We start from the raw sequence: 19,241 nt of genomic DNA, 5'->3' as shown, positions 1-19,241 counted from the left end.
GTGACCTGCGGCTCCGCCGCGCGGGCGCGAACCGTCACCACCGGCCGGCCCCACGGCCCCGCCCCCACCCGGGCTCTCAGGCGAGCGCTCCCTCCGGTTCCCCGCTCACCCTCGGCTCCGTCAGTCTCACCTCCGGCAGGTGCCGGTGGGCCGGATCGCGGACCTCACCGACCAGCAGCTCCAGGACGTCCTCCAGGGCCACCAGGCCCAGCACCTTGCCGGACGCATCCGCCACCTGGGCCAGATGGGTTGCGGCCCGGCGCATGACGGTCAGCGCGTCGTCGAGCGGCAGCTCGGCCCGCAGGGTCGTCATCGGCCGCCACACGTGTTGCGGCACCGCACGGTCGGAGTCCTCCAGGTCCAGGACGTCCTTGACGTGGACGTACCCCATGAAGGGGCCCTTGTCGGAGGCGGCGACCGGGAAGCGGGAGTATCCCGTGCGGGCCGTCAGCTCGACGATCTCTCCCGGGGTGACCGACGGGGCCACCGTGACCAGTGACTCGCGGCGCAGCAGGACGTCCGTCACCGGGCGGGAGCCCAGTTCCAGGGCGTCCTCCAGGCGTTCCCGCTCCTCGGGGTCGAGCAGGCCGGCCTGGCCGGAGTCCTCCAGCAGGCGGTTGAGCTGCTCGCTGGTGACCACCGCCTCCACCTCGTCCTTCGGCTCGACCCGGAAGAGCCGCAGGACGGCCTGGGCGCAGGCGCCGAGGGACACCGTGATCGGCCTGCACAGGCGGGCGAAGTAGACGAGGCCCGGGCTCAGCCAGAGCGCCGCCTTCTCGGGGGCCGCCATCGCCAGGTTCTTCGGCACCATCTCACCGATGACCAGGTGGAAGAAGACCACCGCGGCGAGGGCGATGACATAGCCCAGGGGATGGATCACACCGTCGGGCAGGTGCACCGCCTCGAACAGCGGTTCCAGCAGGTGTGCCACCGTCGGCTCGGCCACCGCACCCAGCGTCAGCGAGCAGACGGTGATGCCGAACTGGGCCGCGGCCATCATCTGCGGCAGGCGCTCCAGGCCGTGGAGCACCTGGCGGGCCCGGGCGGTGCCGAGCGGTTCGATCTGGCTGCGGCGGACGGAGACCAGCGCGAACTCGGCGCCGACGAAGAAGCCGTTGGCGAGCACGAGCAGCGCGGCGAAGAGCAGTTGGAGGGCGCTCATCGGGCGGCCTCCATGACGTTGACCGCGGGGACCGTCCTGACCAGGCGGACCCGTTCGGCACGGTAGTGGCCGACCTGGCGGACGGAGAGCCGCCAGCCGGGCAGTTCGGCCCGGTCGCCGGGGGCCGGGATCCGGCCGAGCAGGTCGGCGACCAGCCCGGCGACGGTCTCGTAGGGCCCCTCGGGCACATCGAGGCCTATGCGCTGGAGGATGTCGACGCGGCAGCTGCCGTCGGCGTCCCAGGCGGGCCGGCCGTCCTCGGGCGGGGCGGGCGCCAGCTCGGGCACGTCCTTGGCGTCGTGCTCGTCGCGGACCTCGCCGACGAGCTCCTCGACGATGTCCTCCAGGGTGACGACTCCCGCCGTGCCGCCGTACTCGTCGACGACGACCGCGATGGGCTGCTCGGAGCGGAGCCTTGCGAGCAGCGGCTGGACCGGCAGGGTCTCCGGGACCAGCAGTGCCTTGCGGGCGATACGGCTCACCGGGGTGCGCAGGCGGTCGTGGACGGGGACCGCGAGGGCGTCCTTCAGATGGGCCATGCCGACGATCTCGTCGATCTTCTCCCGGTAGACGGGGAAGCGGGACAGGCCGGTGGCCCGGGTGAGGTTGACGACGTCCTCGGCGGTGGCCGTGTCCTGCAGGGCACTGACCTTCACGCGGGGGGTCATGACGTGCTGCGCGGTCAGCTCGCCCAGGGACAGGGTGCGCACGAACAGGTCCGCCGTGTCCTGTTCCAGGGCGCCGGCCTGGGCGGAGTGCCGGGCCAGGGAGACCAGTTCGCCCGGGGTGCGGGCGGAGGCCAGTTCGTCGGCGGGCTCGACACCGAGCGCGCGCACCAGTCGGTTGGCGACCGTGTTGAGCGCGGCGATCACCGGGCGGAACAGCCGGGCGAAGTGGTGCTGCGGGCCGGCCACGAACCGCGCGACCTGCAGCGGCTTGGACACCGCCCAGTTCTTCGGCACGAGTTCGCCGATCACCATCTGGAGCGCGGAGGCCAGCAGCATGCCGACGACCACGGCGACACCGGAGACGGCGCCGCCCGGGATGCCGAGCGCGGCGAACGGGCCGTGCAGCAGCCGGGCCAGGGCCGGTTCGGCGAGCATGCCGACGACGAGGGAGGTGATGGTGATGCCGAGCTGGGTGCCGGAGAGCTGGAAGGACAGCTCCTTGAGCGACTCGGCGACCCTGCGGGCACGTTTGTCGCCGTCGGCGGCGGCCTTCTCGGCGTCCGTCGACTCGACGGTCACCAGACCGAACTCGGCGGCCACGAAGAAGCCGTTGGCGAGGATCAGCAGGAAAGCCGCTCCGAGGAGCAGCAGGGGGGTGGTCACGCTGCCACCGCCTTCCCGGTATGTCGGGTCGGGGCGGCGCAGGTACTACAGGACGATCCGTCCATCGCTGGAGGGAGTCACTCCTCGGGTAGCAGGAACCCCTGTGCCCCGGGTGGCGCGCAGGGGTGGAGGCGCAGCGAAAGGGCCTCCGTCACCAGATTAATCAAGACAGGGGCCGCTCGGGCAGGGTGGGCGCCCCCGAGTCAGCCCTGATCTTCCACCGGGTGGGCGGGGGAACGGGCTTCGGCGAGGGCCCGCAGGGCCTGTGCGTCGGCGATGGCGCGCTGCTTGGCGAGGCCCGGCTGGATGCCGAGCGCGGGCAGGCTGGTGCCGTCGCTGAGGTTGAGGAACACCCAGGGATCGCCCGGACGGAGGTTCACCTGAAGGATCTCAGCCCAGTCCAGGCGCCGCTTGCTGGCGATGTTCACCACGGTGACGCCGGACTCGTCGGCGACGACCTTCACCCGGGCGAGCTGGGCCAGCACCCAGAAGATCAGCGCCCCGGTGATGACGAAGCTCGCCTGCTCCCCCGGGCCCAGCTGCTCCAGCAGCAGGGCGACCCCGGAGATGGTCAGGAAGATCGCGGCACCGGCGGTGAGCAGGATGGCCCGGGTGTGCCCCGGCCGGAAGGTGACGGGAAGGGAGGGAAGATCGGACATCGCGGCGCGCACCCCTTACAGGCGGCAGGCGTGGATGGCCGTGGTGAGGATGGCGCGGGCGCCGATGGCGTAGAGGTCGTCCATGATCCGCTGCGCCTCCTTGGCGGGAACCATGGCGCGGACCGCGACCCAGCCCTCGTTGTGCAGCGGGGAGACGGTCGGGGACTCCAGCCCGGGAGTGAGCGCGACGGCCTTCTCCAGCTGCTCGACGCGGCAGTCGTAGTCCATCATCACGTACGTCCGGGCGACCAGGACGCCCTGGAGGCGGCGCAGGAACTGCTGGACCTTCGGTTCCTCGCCGTTGGCGCCGGTGCGGCGGATGACGATCGCCTCGGACTTCATGATCGGCTCGCCGAAGACCTCCAGACCCGCGTTGCGCAGGCTGGTGCCCGTCTCCACGACGTCGGCGATGACCTCGGCGACGCCCAGTTCGATGGCGGTCTCCACGGCGCCGTCCAGGTGGACGACGGAGGCGTCGACACCGCTGTCCGCGAGGTGCCCCGCGACGATGCCCTCGTAGGAGGTGGCGACGGTCCTGCCCTTGAGGTCCTCGATGCCGTTCGCGGTGCCCGGCTTGGCGGCGAACCGGAAGGTCGAGCGGGCGAAGCCCAGCGGCAGGATCTCCTCGGCGTCGGCACCGGAGTCGATGAGGAGGTCGCGGCCGGTGATGCCCACGTCGAGGCGGCCGGAGGCGACGTAGATCGCGATGTCGCGGGGGCGGAGGTAGAAGAACTCGACCTCGTTCTCCGGGTCGACGATCCGCAGCTCCTTGGACTCGCGTCGCTGCTGGTAGCCGGCCTCATGCAGCATCTCCGCCGCAGGGCCGGACAGTGAACCCTTGTTGGGGACGGCGATGCGCAGCATGAGGTCGGCTTCCTTTGCTCGTTGTCTACGGGACTGTGTGCGGGTACGGCTCAGAGGTGGGCGTAGACGTCGTCCAGGGAGATCCCGCGGGCGACCATCATCACCTGGACGTGGTACAGCAGCTGGGAGATCTCCTCCGCGGCCGCCTCCTTGCCCTCGTACTCGGCGGCCATCCAGACCTCGGCGGCCTCTTCGACGACCTTCTTGCCGATGGCATGGACGCCCTTGCCGACCAGCTCTGCGGTGCGGGAGGTGGCGGGATCGCCGTGGGCGGCCTTGTGCTGGAGCTCGGTGAAGAGCTCCTCGAACGTCTTCTTGGACATGGTGCGCCCCACCCTACGCGGTTCGGGCCGTACCTCAGTGCCAGGGTTCAGATACTGAGCGGAGGGTGGCCGCGGTCGCGACCGCGGCGGTCACCGCCTCGTGGCCCTTGTCCTCGTTCGAGCCCTCGATACCGGCCCGGTCCAGGGCCTGCTCCTCGGTGTCGCAGGTGAGCACGCCGAAGCCGACGGGTACGCCGGTCTCGATGCTGACCTGGGTGAGGCCCTGGGTGACGCCCTGGCACACGTAGTCGAAGTGGGGGGTGCCGCCGCGGATGACGACACCCAGGGCGACCACCGCGTCGTAGCCGCGGCCGGCGAGGACCTTGGCCGCGACCGGCAGTTCGAAGCTGCCGGGGACCCGGATCAGGGTCGGCTCGTCGATCCCCAGTTCGTGCAGGGCGCGCAGGGCGCCGTTCACCAGACCGTCCATCACCTTCTCGTGCCACTGCGCCGCGACGACGGCGACCCGCAGGTCGCTCACGTTGCGTACGGACAGTTCCGGTGCACCCTTGCCGCTCACGTGTCTCCTCAGTGCTTTCTTGCTTACTGGTTGCCGCAGGTGGCCGGCACGGCAGGCGTGTCCAGCCAGGGCAGGTCGTGTCCCATCCGGTCCCGCTTGGTGCGCAGGTAGCGCAGGTTGTGCTCGCCCGCCTGGACGGGCATCGGCTCACGGCCGGTGACCTTCAGGCCGTGGCGCAGCAGCGCGTCGGTCTTGTCGGGGTTGTTGGTCATCAGCCGGACGCTGTGCACGCCGAGGTCGGCGAGGATCTGCGCGCCGGCGCCGTAGTCGCGGGCGTCGGCGGGCAGGCCGAGTTCCAGGTTGGCGTCGAGGGTGTCGTGGCCCTGCTCCTGGAGTTCGTACGCCCGGAGCTTGGACAGCAGGCCGATGCCACGTCCCTCGTGGCCGCGCAGGTAGACCACCACGCCCCGGCCCTCCTCCTGGATGCGCTCGAGGGCGGTGTCCAGCTGGGGGCCGCAGTCGCAGCGCAGGGAGGCGAAGACGTCGCCGGTGAGGCATTCGGAGTGGACGCGGACCAGGACGTCCTCGCCGGCGCCGATCTCGCCGTGGACGAGGGCGACGTGCTCGACACCGTCGACGGTGGAGCGGTAGCCGTACGCCCGGAAGGTGCCGTGCCTGGTGGGCAGGCGGGTCTCGGCCTCGCGGCGGACGGTGGGCTCGCTGCCGCGGCGGTAGGCGATCAGGTCCTCGATGGAGATGATCGTCAGCCCGTGCTTGCGGGCGAACGGGATCAGTTCGGGCAGCCGGAGCATACGGCCGTCCTCGCCGGCGATCTCCACGATGGCGCCGGCCGGGCGCAGGCCCGCGAGCCGGGCGAGGTCGACGGCGGCCTCGGTGTGGCCGTTGCGGACGAGGACACCGCCGGACCTGGCGCGCAGCGGGAAGATGTGGCCGGGGCGAACGAAGTCCGCCGGCTCGGCCGTGCCGCTCGCGAGCAGCTGGAGCGTGGTCGCGCGGTCGGCGGCCGAGATGCCGGTGCTCACGCCGTGGGCGGCGGAGGCGTCCACGGAGATGGTGAACGCGGTTTTCATCGACTCGGTGTTGTCCTGGACCATCTGCGGGAGCTGGAGCCGGTCCAGCTCCTCGGGCTCCATGGGGGCGCAGATCAGACCACGGCACTCGCTCATCATGAACGCGACGATCTCGGGGGTCGCGTGTTCGGCCGCGATGACGAGGTCGCCCTCGTTCTCCCGGTCCTCGTCGTCGACGACGACCACCGGGCGGCCGGCCGCGATGTCGGCGATGGCCCGCTCGACCGGGTCGAGGGTGAACTCCTCGAGGTCGGCGGTGTCGTACAGCAGCGGTGCCGAGGTCATGCCGGCGCTCCTTCCAGGACGGGCTGCGGGCTCCTGCGGGAGCGCAGCCACCAGTCGCGCATGCCCCACAGGACGAGTGCGCCGTAGATGACGTAGACGAAGCCGGAGAAGGCGTAGCCGTTGGCGAAGTTGAGGGGCACGCCGACGAGGTCGACGAGCAGCCAGGCGATCCAGAACTCGACCATGCCCTTGGCCTGGGCGTACATGGCGACGATGGTGCCGACGAATATGTAGGCGTCGGGCCAGGGGTCCCAGGACAGCGACGGGTAGGCCGTGAACAGCAGGGCGACGGCGACCGTCCCGGCGGCGGCCGCGCCGAGCATCGCCGCGCGCTCGCGCCAGGTGGCGAACCGGGGGGCGATGTGACCGTCCTCGGACTGGTCCTTGTTCCGCTGCCACTGCCACCAGCCGTACAGCGCGACGGCCATGACGACGGCCTGCTTGCCGGCGCTGCCGGTCAGATGGCCGTAGAAGGCGGCGAAGAGGACGAGGCCGGAGAGGAACTGCACGGGCCAGGTCCACAGGGAGCGGCGCCAGCCGAGGGCGAGGGTGATCAGGCCGAGGATGTTGCCGACCATGTCCGACCAGATGATGTGCTGGCCGAAGAGGGTGAAGGCCTCGGAGTTCATCCCGCTCACCTGGTGGCTCCCTGGGCACGGTCGCCGAGGAGCCGCTCGACGTACTTCGCGATGACGTCGACCTCGAGGTTGACCGGGTCGCCGGGCTGCTTGTGGCCGAGCGTGGTCAGGTCGAGGGTGGTCGGGATGAGGCTGACGGTGAAGTGGTCGGGGCCGGCCTCGACGACAGTGAGGCTGATGCCGTCGACGGTGACGGAGCCCTTCTCGACGACGTAGCGGGAGAGGTCCGCGGGGAGCGAGATCTTGACGATCTCCCAGTTCTCGGAGGGCCTGCGCTCCAGCACCTCGCCGGTGCCGTCGACATGGCCCTGCACGATGTGCCCGCCGAGGCGCGCGCCCACGGCGGTGGGGCGCTCGAGGTTGACGCGGGAGCCGACGGTGAGGGCGCCCAGGCTGGAACGCTTCAGGGTCTCCGCCATGACGTCGGCGGTGAACTCGTCACCCTCGTGCTCCACGACGGTGAGACAGACGCCGTTCACGGCGATGGAGTCGCCGTGCTGCGCGCCCTCGGTCACGACGGGGCCGCGGAGCCGGAATCGGGAGGCGTCGCCGAGGTTCTCGACGGCGGTGACCTCACCCAGCTCTTCGACGATTCCGGTGAACACTTCCCGGGTCCTCCTGCCTCTTGGGGCACGGACTCCGGGGCCTGTCGATGACGACAGAATCTACGGATGAGCACACACCGGGGGCGTCGCCGACGAGGACGCGTCCGCAGACGGACGAGTCCCGATACGGCGGCGCGCACACAAAACGCATGCCCGCCCGCCGCGCACTGCCTCCCATCCGGACTTTAACCGTCGGTCCAGGAATTTCACCTGGTCAACCGGCCGCTGGAAGCGACCGGGTCGCGGACTGTAACCGCCGGTTCGGACTTTCACCGACCCCGGAGTGCGCTGCTTCTGGTACACGGCCAGTGTGCCACGCCGGGTGGCCGTCCAGACAGGGGTGGGGTGTGGGCTCCCTCACAGTGCGTGTCACCAGCCTTTCGCGGCGCGGTCACGGTCGACAACTGCCGGGCCGGCCAGGCGGATTGACCTGGTCCGGACCCATTGACCGTACTGGTCTAGTCCTTTTAGGGTGCGGACGGGTCCGGCGGCGGTGACGACGGCCCTTGCCCGCCGCCGGACCGCCTCCCACTGCCGTCAGCCGGGCGGGGGCGGCCGGGCCATGTCACGTTTTCCGGGGTCCGCACGGTCTCATCCGGGAAAGGGCGCCCCGGCCGGGGGCGCCCGGAGTCCGGAGGGACGGAGCGGCATGACCAAGATCCTGGTGACCGGCGGGACCGGCACGCTCGGCCGGTGCGTGACGGAGCGGCTGCGGGCGGAGGGGCACGAGGTGCGGGTGCTCAGCCGGCACACGCGGCCGTACGCCGTCGATCTGCGCGTGGGCGGCAGCGGCCTCGACGAGGCGCTCGCCGGGGTGGAGACCGTGGTGCACTGCGCGAGCAGCCCACGGGGCGGGGACGAGGAGGCGGCCGGCCATCTGATCGCGGCGGCACGGCGGGCCGGGGTGGGCCACCTGGTCTACATCTCCATCGTGGGTGTCGACCGCGTGCCGCTCGGCTACTACCGGACCAAGCTGGCCGTGGAGCGGCAGGTGGAGGCGTCCGGTCTCGGCTGGACCGTCCTGCGCACGACCCAGTTCCACGACCTGGTGGTCTCGGTCCTGGGCCGACTGGCCAAGGCGCCCGTCCTGCTGGTGCCGGCCGGGGTGCCCGACCAGCCGGTGGAGGTCGGTGAAGTCGCGGACCGTCTGGCCCGGTTGGCGCTCGCCGCTCCGGCCGGGCGGGTGGCGGACATGGGCGGCCCTCAGGTGCGGTCGTTCGACTCGCTGGCCCGCGCCTATCTCCGGGCGACCGGACGGCGCCGCGCCGTGCTGAACACACCCCTCCTCGGCAGGACCTACCGCGCCCTCCGCGCGGGCGGCCATCTGGCACCGGAACAGGCAGTGGGCAAGGGCAGCTTCGAGGAGTACCTGGCCCGGCGGTTCGGGGACGTGCGGGGCTGAGCCGCCCCGGCGGCCCCCTCGGTCGCGCTACGGCTCCGGCCGCCTCACCCTGCCTTCGGCCGGCAGACCATGAAGCACTGCGAGCTCAGCCACCAGGGGGCCTGCCGCACCGGACTCAGCTGCACGGCCTCGATGCAGAACCGCTCGCTCACCACTTCTCGCAGTTCGCGAAAGTCGAATCCCTTGTGCGTCGTACGCGGATTGCGCGGCCGGCTCACCCGCATTCCGACCATGGCTTTCACTACTTCCGCCGGCGTGTATTCCGATCTGAGCGAGCGGCTGCGAATCATCCAGTTCGACACCTTCGGTACGATCGCCAGGCCGTACATGATCGGTACGGAAATCACGAGTGCGCCATTCCGGTCGAGAATGCGCGCCGTGTCTTTCAGCAGCGTCTCGACTTCGTCGGCGTAAAGGTGCTCGCAGACCTCGAACGCCGTCAGGACGTTCACACTGTGCGACGCGACGCTGTCCAGCGACTCCGCGTACTGCAGCTCGGGAAAGGTGGGCGCCATGTACGGGTCGTGTCCGACGAGCGTGACGTCGGGGCGCACCTCGCCCAGCATGTGCAGAAAAAGGCCCGGCCCCGCGCCGAAATCGACCACGGTTCCGTGCTTCGCACACAGCCCGGCGACGAGATCGATTCCCATCTTCATGCGAGTGCGGTGGGCGAAACGTGCCAGCGGATTACCAGATTTGACTGTCTGCTCTTCGTATGAAATTTCGCGCACCGGCGGACCATAACAAGGGAGCCCGGGCCTACGGAGAACAACGCGCCGCGTCGCCGTGGATCGTGCCGGAAGAGCTCGGGGACCGGGCTTCGGCTCGGGCATGACCTGCCGGCGCGGGCTGATCGCCTGCCGCGAAGGCCAGGATGTGCGGCACCGCGTCACGCAGGCTCGCGAAGTGGCGGTGCACGCCCTCCACCGCCCCAGCGCCGTTCACGCCCCACACCGTCATACCGGCGCGCAGCCCGGACTGCACTCCGGACGGGGCGTCCTCGACGACCAGGCAGTCTCCGGGCTCGGCACCCAGTCGCGCGGCTGCCCGCAGATACGGGACGGGGGAGGGCTTGCCCTCCTCGACCGCGGCCGCGTCCACGATCAGGCCCGGCGCCGGCAGACCCGTCCGCCGGAAACGGCCGCGCACCCGGTGCTCGTAGTTCGAGGTGACCAGCGCCCAGGAGCCGGGCGGCAGGCCGTGCAGTACCTCTGCGGCACCGTCGAAGGCCGTGTAGAGGCCGGACCGGACGTCGTCGTCCTCCAGGTCGTGCAGCGCGGCCAGGCACTCGTGCGGATCGTGGCGCGGGGCGACCTGCGCGAAGGTTTCGGTGGGTCTGGTCCGCAGGGCCACCCCGTAGACCTCGTCCGGGTCCAGTCCGTAGCGCTCCGCCCACGCCCGCCACACCCGGCGCTGGTTTTCCAGCGCGTCGATCAACGTGCCGTCGACATCGAACAGGACGTACCTGGTGCGGCCGGGCCGCGCGGATTCCGTGGTCACATGTTGATCATGCCAGGCGCCGGGCAACCGGTTACGGGACGGTTCTGGAAGCGGGTTCACCGGCTGGGTGCACTCATGCCGCGGCGCTCTCGGCGCTCCGGCGGGGCGAAGAGTTCCTCCTGGGCCCGCTCCCGTGCGGTCAGCAGCGCCCCGCGCAGCACGGCGGACCCGCCGAGGCTGCTCGGCCGTACCTCGGTGGCCAGCGGTGAGATCCGCCGCAGCCGCTCCGCCACCAGACCGGCGAGCGCCACTCCCCCGGCCTGCCCGACCTCCCCGCCGAGGACCACGCACCCCGGGTCGAGGATGGCGGAGACGGACGCGGCCCCGATGGCGACCCGGTCGGCGAGGGCGTGCAGGAACCGGGTGGGGGCGTCGGGCGCCGCGCCGGTCCGCGGGCCGGCCGTCATCTCCCCCGCCGCGTCCCGCACCAGCTCCGCGATCCCCGGTCCGTCCGCCGTGGCCGGTACCGTCAGGCCGCACTGCGCCGCCAGGGCGCCGAGCGCCGCCGCGCCCGCCAGCGAGTGGAAGCCCCCGTCGCAGTCGCTCGCCGAGGGCAGTGAGCCGGTACCCGGGACCGGCAGGAACCCGATCTCGCCCGTGCCGCCCGAGGCGCCGCGGCGGAGTGTGCCGTCGAGGACGACCGCGGCGCCGACGCCGTGGCCCAGCCACAGCAGGACGAAGGTGTCCCGGTCCCGTGCGGCGCCCTCGCGCTGTTCGGCCAGGGCGGCGAGGTTGGTCTCGTTCTCCACGGTGACGCGGGCCCCGGGCAGCCGTTCCTGCAGGGCGGCGGCCAGGCTGCGGTGCCAGGCGGGCAGGCCGCCGGAGTCGCGGAGATCGCCGGTCGCAGGGTCGATGAGGCCGGGCGCGCCGATGCCGACCGTGTGCAGCCGGTCCGCCCCGGCCTCCTTCGCGGTCCGCTCCACCGCGGCCACCGCCCGTTCCACGGCCGGACCGGTGCCGGTGTCCCCGCCGATCGGCACGGCCGCCTCGGCGAGCACCCGCCCGACCAGGTCGGAGACCAGGACGAAGACACCTGCGGTGCGGACGTCGAGCGCGGCCAGGTGCGCCTGGTCGGCGACGATGCCGTACAGCCGGGCGTTGGGGCCGCGGCGCTGTTCGCCGGACTCACCGACGACCGTGATCAGGCCTGCGGCGGTGAGCCGTTCCACGAGGTCGGCGACCGTCGGCCGGGACAGTCCGGTCAGCTGCTTCAACTGCCCTGCCGTGAGCGGGCCTTCCTGCTGCAGCAGGTGCAGGGCCAGGCGGTCGTTGATGGCCCGGGCGGTGCTGGGTGATGCGGGCATGGCGGGAATCCTCCCAGATCGACGCGCTCGGGACGGCGGCCGTAAAACCGCCTATCTATCAGGCAGGGTCCCTGATAGTTTACGGGCGCGTGCCGTCGGGGCGTGCAGGGGAACTCTCGGGGAGGGGCTGGAACATGAGTGACGTGGTCCGCGCACGTGGCGAGGTGAGGCGCGCCCGGTACGCCGTGGCGGCCGTGTTCGCCGTGCACGGCGCCGTGACCGGTACCTTCGCCACCCGGGTGCCGTGGATTCAGGACCACGCCTCGCTGAGCGCGGGCCAGTTGGGGTTCGCGCTGGCCTTCACGGCGTTCGGTGCCTCCTGCTCGATGCCGCTGGCGGGCCGGATCAGCCATCGCTTCGGCAGTCGTACGGCCCTGCGCGGGCTGCTCGCGCTGTGGACGCTCTCGCTGGTCCTGCCGTCGCTCGCGCCGAACCTGTACACCCTGTGCCTGGCGATGTTCACCTACGGCGCCAGCGCGGGCATGGCCGACGTGGCGATGAACGCGCTCGGCGTCGAGATCGAGCGGCTGCTCGGCAGGTCGATCATGTCGGGGCTGCACGGCATGTGGAGCGCGGGTGCCCTGACCGGCTCGGCGGCCGGCACCCTCGCCGCGCACCTCGGCTCGGACGCGCGGCTGCACTTCTCGCTCGCCGCTGCCGTGCTGACCGTGCTCGGACTGGTGGCCTGCGCCTGGGTGCTCGATCTGAAGCCCGCCGAGGACGAGGAGCCGCCGCCGCGGTTCGCGCTGCCGCCGCGCTCCGCGCTGCTGATCGGCACGGTCGGCTTCTGCGCGGTGTTCGCGGAGGGCGCGAGCCTGGACTGGTCGGCGGTGTTCCTGCGGGACCGGCTGGACGGCTCGGCCGGTGTGGCGGCGGCCTGCACCACCGGATTCATGCTGACCATGGCGGTGGCCCGGATCGCCGGGGACGCGGTGGTGAACCGGTTCGGCGCGGTCCGCACCGTTCGCGCCGGCGGCGTCCTGGCCGTGCTGGGCGGTCTGCTGATCGTCGTTGCCGGGCACCCGGCGGTGGCGATGGGCGGGTTCGGGCTGATGGGGCTCGGTATCGCGGTGGTCGTCCCGCTGTGCTTCGCGGCGGCCGGGCACGCCGGGCCCCACCCGAGCCAGGCCATAGCGGGCGTGGCGACGATCACCTACACCTCGGGGCTGATCGCCCCCAGCCTGATCGGCGGGGTGGCGCAGGCGACCAGCCTGGCGGTGTCGTTCTGCGTGGTGACGGCGCTGGCGTGCGGGCTCGCGGTGTTCGCGGGCGTGCTGCGCACGGCCGAGCGCGGCGGCCGGGAGGAGATCAGTCCGCGGAGCGCAGCAGTTCCCGGCCCACGGCCCTGAACGCGTCGGTCCACGGCGTGGGCCGCAGGGTCGTGGCGTCCAGCCGGACCAGCACCCGGGTGCCCTGGGCGTACGTCTCGGCGCCGTCCGCCGAGCAGAACCGGAAGCCGTAGGTCAGGCCGGTGGTGCCGAGCCGTTCCAGCCAGAGGTGCACGGCGTAGGTGCCGGGGCGGGTCACCGGCGCCTCGTAGCTGATGCGCAGCTCGCGGACCGCGTTGCAGGCGTCGCCGGCCGCCAGCCAGTCGCCGTCGAAGCGGACGCCGTGCTCGTTCCACAGCTCGGTCCAGGCACGCTCGACCATCAGCGGGTAGCGCGCGTTGTGCAGGAGGCCCAGTGCGTCGAGGTCGTCGAAGTGCACGGTGACGGGGATCAGCCGGCCGTGGGAGACGGCGGGCGCGATCGGGGCTTCGGCGGTCACGGGTGGGGCTCCTGTACATCGCTGTGGTCGACGATCCATACTAAGCGACCGCTCAGAATCCCCTGCGGGGGCCCGTCAGCCGGCGATGGAGTCCAGCTGCTCGGCCGCGGGCCGCAGCGCCCACAGGTCTCCCCCGGGCGGCTCCTGGAGCTTCGGCACGGCCGCCGCGGCAGCCGCGTCACCGGCGTCGGCCGCCGCGTGCACGACGTCGCCGGCGGCGTACCGGTGGAACTCCAGCTCCGGATGCGACCACGTGGCGGCCCCGGTCGCGGCCGGCAGCAGATAGTCGACCGCCTTGAACAGGCTCTGCCCGCCCGGCCCCCGGTAGGACCACAGGTTCACGCCCATGTGCCGGCCGATGGCCGCGAGCCGGGTGTAGGCGACCAGGTCGAAGGTGGAGTAGTGCCAGCTCCTGGTCCGGGCGAGTTCCTGCGGCTGGCTGCCGTCGCCCGCGATCTGCGGGTCGATCCGCTTGCCGCGCGCGTCCAGCACGGTCCGCCGGGCCAGGGCGGTGTCGCCGGTGGCGTAGGCGAGGGCGGCGAGCTGCATGTCGTAGAAGGTGCCGTGGTTGTTGGCGGCCGCGCCCTCCTCCTTGCCGAAGGCGCTGTTCCTCAGCCAGTTCAGGAAGTCCGTGTTCCACCTGCCCATCGCGGTGCGGTCCTCGGCACTCCAGCCGGGCGCCCCGGTGGCCAGGAGCGCCAGGGCGTCGAGGACGCTGGTGTACGACTGCGAGAAGTCGATGATGCCGATGGCCCGGCCGTCGAACTTGCACGGGATGAACTGGGCGTGGTCCAGGTCCGGGTTCATCCGGGTGGCGGGGTCGAGGAACCAGGTGCGCAGGATCTGCCCGGCCTTGACGGCGTAGGCACGGTTGCCGGTGTAGTACCAGGCGAGCGAGAGGTCGTACGTCGAGTCGAAGACCTTCTCGACGTCCTGCCGGTCCGTTCCGCTGTCGACCTCGGGGTTGCGCTGCCCGTCCCGCTGGACGTACGGGCAGCCCCAGAGGTTGTCGGCGGTCGGGGTGGTCGTGGGCCACCAGTAGGGGGCCTGGCTCAGGTACTCGTGGACGTCGCCGCCGGGGGCGGGCCTCGGCTTGTCGACGACCGTCCAGGGGCCCTGGTCCAGCCAGGTGCCGGCGCGGGCGGTCAGCTCCTGGAGCGCACGCCGCAGCCGCGGGTCGTGGCCCAGACGGGCGCGGGTCTGCTGGAGGCGGGTGCCGTCCAGGACGACGGTCCTCGGCACCTTGGGTGCGGCGTGCGCGGACGGGACGAGCGTGGCCCCGAACGTGGCCACCGCGGCGAGCAGCACGGCCGCACGGGATCTTCCCCTCATCCAGCACTCCGATCTCGTCATTGATCAGATATGTGAACGCAGTTCATGAGTAGGACCGTGTGAGCGTAGAACCGCTCGTTACCCGTGACAATGGTTCGGACCGTCTTCACGTACGTAAGAAAGCGAAACCCCACCATGGACCTCGGCGTGCGCTGGAAACTGCACGGTGACGGGCGCACGCCCGCACCCGGAGCGGTGGTACGCCCCGATGAACGGCTCTCGTGGCCCCGCACGGTGGGTCTGGGCGCCCAGCACGTGGTCGCGATGTTCGGCGCGTCGTTCGTGGCGCCCGTCCTGATGGGCCTGGACCCGAATCTGGCCATCATGATGTCGGGCGTGGCGACCGTGATCTTCCTGCTCGCCACCCGCGGCCGGGTGCCGAGCTACCTGGGCTGCTCCCTGTCGTTCGTGGGTGTGGCCGCCGTCATCCGCGCCCAGGGCGGGACGAGCGCCACGGTGACCGGCGCGGTGTTCGTCGTCGGTGTGGCGCTGTTCCTGGTGGGGCTCGCGGTGCAGCGCTTCGGGGCGCGGATCATCCACGCGGCCATGCCGCCGATCGTCACCGGCGCGGTCGTCATGCTCATCGGCTTCAACCTCGCCCCGGTGACCGCCTCCACCTACTGGCCGCAGGACCAGTGGACGGCCCTGCTGGTCATGCTGTTCACGGGGCTGGCCCTGGTCTGCCTGCGCGGGTTCTGGTCCCGTATCGCGATCTTCCTCGGTCTGGTCTTCGGGTACGGCATCTCCTGGGCCTTCGACCGGATCTTCGGCAAGATCCACTCCATGGGCCCGAGCGGCAAGGTCACCGACCACTGGCGGCTCGACCTCTCCGGCGTCTCCAAGGCCGACTGGATCGGCCTGCCGCACTTCCACGGACCGTCCTTCCAGTGGTCGGCGGTCCTGGTCGCACTGCCGGTCGTCATCGCCCTGGTCGCGGAGAACGCGGGCCACGTCAAGGCGGTCGGCGAGATGACCGGCGACCCGCTGGACGACAAGCTCGGTACGGCGATCTCGGCGGACGGCGTCGCCTCCGTACTGTCCACCGCGGTGGGCGGCCCGCCGAACACCACCTACTCCGAGAACATCGGCGTCATGGCCGCCACCCGTGTCTACTCCACCGCCGCCTACTGGGCCGCCGCCGGATTCGCGCTGCTCTTCGGCGTCTGCCCGAAGTTCGGCGCGGTCGTGGCCGCGATCCCGGGCGGTGTCCTCGGCGGCATCACCGTGATCCTCTACGGCATGATCGGCCGGCTCGGCGCCCAGATCTGGCTGCACGGCAGGGTGGACCTGCGCAACCCGCTGAACCTGGTGCCGGCCGCCGCGGGCATCATCATCGGCGTCGGCAACGTCAGCATGAAGTTCACCAGCACCTTCTCGCTCAGCGGCATCGCACTCGGCACCCTGGTCGTCATCACCGGCTACCACGCCCTGCGCGCCTTCGCGCCGGCCCATCTGAAGCGGCAGGAACCGCTGCTGGACGAGGGCACGTCCAGCTACGACGCTCAGGAGGCGCCGCGCGCCAATTCGTAGGCGTACGACGGCGTGAACGCGCCGGCCGCGCCCCGGCAGCCGTCGGACTCCCCCGGCAGCTTGACCCACAGGTAGGCGTCGATCCGTGCCTCGCCGGTGTCCAGGGTCGGGGCCCGGCCGAGCTTGCGGCCGGCCGGGTCGCACCACTGGCCGCCGGGCGGCGCGCCGTTGCCGTTGCGGCTGGTGTCGATCACGGCACCGAGGCTCGCCGGGCCGCCGAGCGCGTCGAGCACCCGGCGGTCGTAGGCGATCTCGTCGGCCGTGGTGCGGAAGTTGGAGACGTTGCTGAAGACGCCGTCCGCGTCGGCCGCTCCCACCTGTCGCAGCAGGTCGGCCTGCCGGTCCGGCGGCCTCCAGCCGGAGTGGCCGGCGTCGTAGTAGACGCGGGCCCTCGGATCGGCCGCCTTCAGTACCCGGCCCGCACGGGCCAGCGAGGCGAACCGGGCCGCACGGCCTGCCTCCGTCAGGCAGTCGGACTGGGCGATCGAGTCCGGCTCCAGGACGACGATCACCTCGCCCGGGCCCAGCCCCTCGGCGAAGGCGTCGATCCAGTCGTCGTAGGCGGCGAGATCCGGCGCGCCGCCCCGGGAGGCGCCGCCGCAGTCCCGGTCCGGGATCGCATACGGCACGAGCACCGGGACCCGGCCACGCGCCGCCGCGTCCGCGGTGACGGCGCGCACCCGGCCGGCGATGCCGGCCGGGTCCGGGTCGGTGAACCACACCGCGGCCGGCCGGTCGGCGATCCGGGAGGCGATGACGGCGGTGCGGGGATCGCCGGGGTGGGCGCGGACCCAGTCGAGCACCTGGGAACCGGGGTGGCGGTACAGGAGCGGTGGCGCGGGGGCGGTCCGCCGCTCTCGCCTGGGCGGCCCGGGGTCGGGGGCGGGGGTCGGGCTCAGCGGGGGCGGTGCCGGCTTCCTGCGGGGGCGCCTGCTCGGGGAAGGCGCGGACGACGTCGACGGCGCGGACGTCAGAGCCGGCGCACGGGCCCGGCCGGAGCCGAGCGCGGCGAGGGTCCCGGTGACAGAGCCGGCCAGGACCACCACCGAGGCCGCCGTGACCATCAGGCCGCGCCGCACGGCGCGCCTGCGCGCGGCCCGGCGCTCGGCAAGGCGCCGGACGCGTAAGCCTGACACGGTGCCGGTCCCCCCCTCGTGTTCCGCGCCGCCGGCGGTCCGTTCCCCCGTTCCGGCGAAGCACCGGGCCGGTCGGCACGCCCGTCGGCCCAGGGCTGGGACCCTTCCCCCATGACGCAGTTGGAACACTTCACCACCCCTGTCGACGCGGTCGTCTCCCGGATGCGCGCCCTCGGCGCGGCCCTGCCCGAGCGGGACGGTGTCGCCGTGTTCAACCGCGTCTACCTCACCGTCACCGAGGAGATCGACCGGCGCCTGGGCGCCGGGGAGTTCCCTGATCCACGGGCGGCGATCGCGCTGGACGTGCGGTTCGCCGAGCGGTATCTGGCGGCCGTCGACGCGTCGGCCGGGGACGGCCGGCCACCCGCCTGCTGGCGCCCGCTGTTCCAGCTCCGCCGCCATCCCGGGGTACGCCCGCTGCAGTTCGCGTTGGCGGGCATCAACGCGCACATCGGACACGACCTGGCGCTCGCCGTGGTGGACGCCTGTCGTACGCTCGACTGCGAACCGCCCGACCTGGAGGACGAGTTCGACCGCGTGGGCGAACTCCTCGTCTCGCTGGAGGAGCGCGTCCGCGAGGATCTGATGCCGGGTCCCGATCTGCTCCAGATCGCCGACCCGCTCACCCATCTGCTGGGCTCCTGGAGCCTGGAGCGGGCCCGCGAGGCGACCTGGGTGGCGGCACGGGCCCTGTGGGCGCTGCGCCACTGCGGGGACGTGGCCGAGGAGTTCACCGGACGGCTGGACGCGGCGGTGGGGTTCGCGGGGCGGATGCTGCTCACTCCCCTCGCCGACTGAGTGGCCTGAAACCGGCGCCGCGTGCCGCCCGGGGAACTCCCTCGTCGTGACCGTACGTTGACCGGTGCGTACCCGATCGCAGAGGAGCAGCGGTATGGCGGCCAGGCTCGGCCTCAGTCTCCCCCAGATGCGCCAGTACACCATCGGAAGGGACGTGCCCGACGTGGCGCGCGCCGCCGAGGCACTCGGCTACGACAGCCTGTGGGTCTTCGAGCGCGCCCTGTTCCCCGAACCGGCCACGCAGGGCCTGTACGGCATCGAGGGCATGCCCTGGCCCGACCAGTACCGGAACGTGGCGGACCCGCTGGTCACCCTCACCCTGGCCGCGGCGGCCACGGAGCGGGCGGAGCTGGGCTCCAGCGTCCTGGTGGCCCCGCTGCACGTGCCGTTCCAGCTCGCCAAGGCCCTGGCCTCGCTCGACGCGGCGAGCGGGGGCCGGGTGATCGCGGGCTTCGGCACCGGCTGGTCCCTGGACGAGTACGCGGCCTCGGGCGTCCGGCCGTACAAGGAGCGGGGCGCGATGCTGGACGAGATCATCGAGGTGTGCCGGGCGGTGTGGGGTCCGGATCCGGTCGTCTACGAGGGCGCGGTGACCCAGATCGCCTCGGCGGTGGTCGGGCCCAAGCCCGCCCGGCCGATCCCGGTGATGCTGGCGGCGAGCAACGAGCGGGCCTTCCGCAGACTCGTCGACCGTGCCGACGGCTGGCTGCCCGCGGGTTTCAGCGCCGAGGGAGTCAGCGCACAGTGGCGGCGGTTGCGGGAGCTGGCCGAGGAGCGGGGCCGGACGAGGCCGATCCGGACCGTGCTGCGGGTGAACACCAGCCGCCAGGCGAAGCCGTACGACGGGGCGGACCGCCGGCCCTTCCAGGGGGATGTCGACCAGATCGTGGCGGACCTCGTGGAGTACGCCGCCATCGGCCTGGACGAGATCCTCATCGACCTCCAGGGCAGCGCACGGGACGCGCAGGAGCTCAAGGACGTCGCCGCGGAGGTGTTTGAAAAGGCGCGGGCGGCCGGAGTCTGAGGCCGGCCGCCCACGCCTTGGTCCTTGCTC

20 protein-coding genes and 1 riboswitch are annotated in these 19,241 nt (G+C 72.1%); of the genes, 5 read left to right on the top strand and 15 right to left on the bottom strand.

Translation table 11 applies throughout. The features are described 5' to 3' along the window. Positions 1–76: 76 nt before the first annotated feature. The 9 genes from ACZ7HQ_RS33380 to ACZ7HQ_RS33340 form a co-directional block, all read right to left on the bottom strand. Positions 77–1,162: a hemolysin family protein gene (locus ACZ7HQ_RS33380; protein ID WP_470998176.1), complete on the bottom strand. Its 1,086-nt coding sequence runs from the start codon at positions 1,160–1,162 to the stop codon at positions 77–79. Next, positions 1,159–2,493, bottom strand: coding sequence for a hemolysin family protein (locus ACZ7HQ_RS33375; RefSeq protein WP_470998173.1), 1,335 nt, complete (start codon positions 2,491–2,493; stop codon positions 1,159–1,161). Before ACZ7HQ_RS33375 ends, ACZ7HQ_RS33380 begins: the two co-directional genes overlap by 4 nt. A gap of 203 nt (positions 2,494–2,696) precedes the next feature. Next, the gene (locus ACZ7HQ_RS33370; protein WP_470998171.1) at positions 2,697–3,152 is read right to left on the bottom strand and encodes a PH domain-containing protein; all 456 of its coding nucleotides are present in this window, start codon (positions 3,150–3,152) and stop codon (positions 2,697–2,699) included. A gap of 15 nt (positions 3,153–3,167) precedes the next feature. Continuing rightward, complete coding sequence (gene hisG / locus ACZ7HQ_RS33365; RefSeq protein WP_470998169.1) at positions 3,168–4,016, bottom strand: ATP phosphoribosyltransferase; 849 nt, start codon at positions 4,014–4,016, stop codon at positions 3,168–3,170. Positions 4,017–4,066: 50 nt separating this feature from the next. Beyond that, on the bottom strand, positions 4,067–4,339 hold the full coding sequence (locus tag ACZ7HQ_RS33360; RefSeq protein WP_007491392.1) for a phosphoribosyl-ATP diphosphatase: 273 nt from the start codon (positions 4,337–4,339) through the stop codon (positions 4,067–4,069). Positions 4,340–4,373: 34 nt separating this feature from the next. Continuing rightward, complete coding sequence (gene ribH / locus ACZ7HQ_RS33355; RefSeq protein WP_470998167.1) at positions 4,374–4,859, bottom strand: 6,7-dimethyl-8-ribityllumazine synthase; 486 nt, start codon at positions 4,857–4,859, stop codon at positions 4,374–4,376. 23 nt (positions 4,860–4,882) lie between these two features. Further along, on the bottom strand, positions 4,883–6,175 hold the full coding sequence (locus ACZ7HQ_RS33350; protein ID WP_470998164.1) for a bifunctional 3,4-dihydroxy-2-butanone-4-phosphate synthase/GTP cyclohydrolase II: 1,293 nt from the start codon (positions 6,173–6,175) through the stop codon (positions 4,883–4,885). Then, on the bottom strand, positions 6,172–6,813 hold the full coding sequence (locus tag ACZ7HQ_RS33345) for a nicotinamide mononucleotide transporter family protein (RefSeq protein ID WP_470998161.1): 642 nt from the start codon (positions 6,811–6,813) through the stop codon (positions 6,172–6,174). The genes ACZ7HQ_RS33350 and ACZ7HQ_RS33345 overlap by 4 nt, the downstream gene beginning before the upstream one ends. Next, a complete protein-coding gene (locus ACZ7HQ_RS33340) occupies positions 6,810–7,418 on the bottom strand; it encodes a riboflavin synthase (protein WP_470998158.1) in 609 nt (202 codons plus the stop codon). Before ACZ7HQ_RS33340 ends, ACZ7HQ_RS33345 begins: the two co-directional genes overlap by 4 nt. Positions 7,419–7,578: 160 nt before the next feature. Continuing rightward, positions 7,579–7,709: riboswitch (FMN riboswitch) on the bottom strand. Between the two features lie 358 nt (positions 7,710–8,067). Between ACZ7HQ_RS33340 and ACZ7HQ_RS33335 the strand changes: the two genes are divergently transcribed. Next, entirely contained in the window at positions 8,068–8,820 is a 753-nt protein-coding gene (locus ACZ7HQ_RS33335; RefSeq protein WP_470998156.1) for an SDR family oxidoreductase, read from the top strand. A 44-nt stretch (positions 8,821–8,864) separates the two neighbouring features. On the opposite strand, the gene ACZ7HQ_RS33330 is transcribed toward ACZ7HQ_RS33335, so the two are convergent. Genes ACZ7HQ_RS33330 through ACZ7HQ_RS33320 form a run of 3 tightly spaced genes read right to left on the bottom strand, consistent with a single transcriptional unit; the run spans position 8,865 to position 11,624 of the window. Continuing rightward, positions 8,865–9,551: a methyltransferase domain-containing protein gene (locus tag ACZ7HQ_RS33330; protein ID WP_470998153.1), complete on the bottom strand. Its 687-nt coding sequence runs from the start codon at positions 9,549–9,551 to the stop codon at positions 8,865–8,867. A 28-nt stretch (positions 9,552–9,579) separates the two neighbouring features. Beyond that, on the bottom strand, positions 9,580–10,320 hold the full coding sequence (locus ACZ7HQ_RS33325; protein ID WP_470998150.1) for an HAD family hydrolase: 741 nt from the start codon (positions 10,318–10,320) through the stop codon (positions 9,580–9,582). Positions 10,321–10,376: 56 nt separating this feature from the next. Continuing rightward, the gene (locus ACZ7HQ_RS33320) at positions 10,377–11,624 is read right to left on the bottom strand and encodes an ROK family transcriptional regulator (protein ID WP_470998147.1); all 1,248 of its coding nucleotides are present in this window, start codon (positions 11,622–11,624) and stop codon (positions 10,377–10,379) included. Between the two features lie 134 nt (positions 11,625–11,758). Between ACZ7HQ_RS33320 and ACZ7HQ_RS33315 the strand changes: the two genes are divergently transcribed. After that, positions 11,759–12,973: an MFS transporter gene (locus tag ACZ7HQ_RS33315; protein ID WP_470998145.1), complete on the top strand. Its 1,215-nt coding sequence runs from the start codon at positions 11,759–11,761 to the stop codon at positions 12,971–12,973. Here the strand turns inward: ACZ7HQ_RS33315 and ACZ7HQ_RS33310 are convergent. Together ACZ7HQ_RS33310 and ACZ7HQ_RS33305 are read right to left on the bottom strand one after the other, a co-directional pair. Continuing rightward, entirely contained in the window at positions 12,933–13,391 is a 459-nt protein-coding gene (locus ACZ7HQ_RS33310; protein WP_470998142.1) for an acyl-CoA thioesterase, read from the bottom strand. The genes ACZ7HQ_RS33315 and ACZ7HQ_RS33310 overlap by 41 nt on opposite strands. A gap of 75 nt (positions 13,392–13,466) precedes the next feature. Beyond that, complete coding sequence (locus tag ACZ7HQ_RS33305) at positions 13,467–14,723, bottom strand: alginate lyase family protein (RefSeq protein ID WP_470998140.1); 1,257 nt, start codon at positions 14,721–14,723, stop codon at positions 13,467–13,469. Positions 14,724–14,858: 135 nt separating this feature from the next. Here ACZ7HQ_RS33305 and ACZ7HQ_RS33300 point away from each other — a divergent pair, with 135 nt between their 5' ends. Further along, positions 14,859–16,253: a uracil-xanthine permease family protein gene (locus ACZ7HQ_RS33300; RefSeq protein WP_470998138.1), complete on the top strand. Its 1,395-nt coding sequence runs from the start codon at positions 14,859–14,861 to the stop codon at positions 16,251–16,253. Here the strand turns inward: ACZ7HQ_RS33300 and ACZ7HQ_RS33295 are convergent. After that, positions 16,226–17,317 carry a glycoside hydrolase family 6 protein gene (locus ACZ7HQ_RS33295; RefSeq protein ID WP_470998303.1) on the bottom strand — a complete coding sequence of 364 codons (1,092 nt, stop codon included), beginning with the start codon at positions 17,315–17,317 and terminating at the stop codon, positions 16,226–16,228. The genes ACZ7HQ_RS33300 and ACZ7HQ_RS33295 overlap by 28 nt on opposite strands. 183 nt (positions 17,318–17,500) lie before the next feature. On the opposite strand from ACZ7HQ_RS33295, the gene ACZ7HQ_RS33290 reads away from it, so the two are divergent. Both ACZ7HQ_RS33290 and ACZ7HQ_RS33285 read left to right on the top strand, forming a co-directional pair. Next, positions 17,501–18,187 carry a DUF5995 family protein gene (locus ACZ7HQ_RS33290; protein ID WP_470998135.1) on the top strand — a complete coding sequence of 229 codons (687 nt, stop codon included), beginning with the start codon at positions 17,501–17,503 and terminating at the stop codon, positions 18,185–18,187. A gap of 94 nt (positions 18,188–18,281) precedes the next feature. Beyond that, on the top strand, positions 18,282–19,211 hold the full coding sequence (locus ACZ7HQ_RS33285) for an LLM class F420-dependent oxidoreductase (protein ID WP_470998132.1): 930 nt from the start codon (positions 18,282–18,284) through the stop codon (positions 19,209–19,211). Positions 19,212–19,241 lie beyond the last annotated feature (30 nt).

This window comes from Streptomyces sp. NPDC037290, from assembly GCF_055603245.1.
This window is presented reverse-complemented; position numbering and strand designations above follow the sequence as displayed.

Excerpts from the sequence above, each read along its gene's own strand:
- ACZ7HQ_RS33380 (WP_470998176.1), bottom strand. The coding sequence starts at position 1,162 with ATGAGCGCCCTCCAACTGCTCTTCGCCGCGCTGCTCGTGCTCGCCAAC.
- ACZ7HQ_RS33370 (WP_470998171.1), bottom strand. The coding sequence starts at position 3,152 with ATGTCCGATCTTCCCTCCCTTCCCGTCACCTTCCGGCCGGGGCACACC.
- hisG (WP_470998169.1), bottom strand. The coding sequence starts at position 4,016 with ATGCTGCGCATCGCCGTCCCCAACAAGGGTTCACTGTCCGGCCCTGCG.
- ACZ7HQ_RS33360 (WP_007491392.1), bottom strand. The coding sequence starts at position 4,339 with ATGTCCAAGAAGACGTTCGAGGAGCTCTTCACCGAGCTCCAGCACAAG.
- ACZ7HQ_RS33350 (WP_470998164.1), bottom strand. The coding sequence starts at position 6,175 with ATGACCTCGGCACCGCTGCTGTACGACACCGCCGACCTCGAGGAGTTC.
- ACZ7HQ_RS33335 (WP_470998156.1), top strand. The coding sequence starts at position 8,068 with ATGACCAAGATCCTGGTGACCGGCGGGACCGGCACGCTCGGCCGGTGC.
- ACZ7HQ_RS33320 (WP_470998147.1), bottom strand. The coding sequence starts at position 11,624 with ATGCCCGCATCACCCAGCACCGCCCGGGCCATCAACGACCGCCTGGCC.
- ACZ7HQ_RS33315 (WP_470998145.1), top strand. The coding sequence starts at position 11,759 with ATGAGTGACGTGGTCCGCGCACGTGGCGAGGTGAGGCGCGCCCGGTAC.
- ACZ7HQ_RS33305 (WP_470998140.1), bottom strand. The coding sequence starts at position 14,723 with ATGAGGGGAAGATCCCGTGCGGCCGTGCTGCTCGCCGCGGTGGCCACG.
- ACZ7HQ_RS33300 (WP_470998138.1), top strand. The coding sequence starts at position 14,859 with ATGGACCTCGGCGTGCGCTGGAAACTGCACGGTGACGGGCGCACGCCC.
- ACZ7HQ_RS33295 (WP_470998303.1), bottom strand. The coding sequence starts at position 17,317 with ATGGTCACGGCGGCCTCGGTGGTGGTCCTGGCCGGCTCTGTCACCGGG.
- ACZ7HQ_RS33290 (WP_470998135.1), top strand. The coding sequence starts at position 17,501 with ATGACGCAGTTGGAACACTTCACCACCCCTGTCGACGCGGTCGTCTCC.
- ACZ7HQ_RS33285 (WP_470998132.1), top strand. The coding sequence starts at position 18,282 with ATGGCGGCCAGGCTCGGCCTCAGTCTCCCCCAGATGCGCCAGTACACC.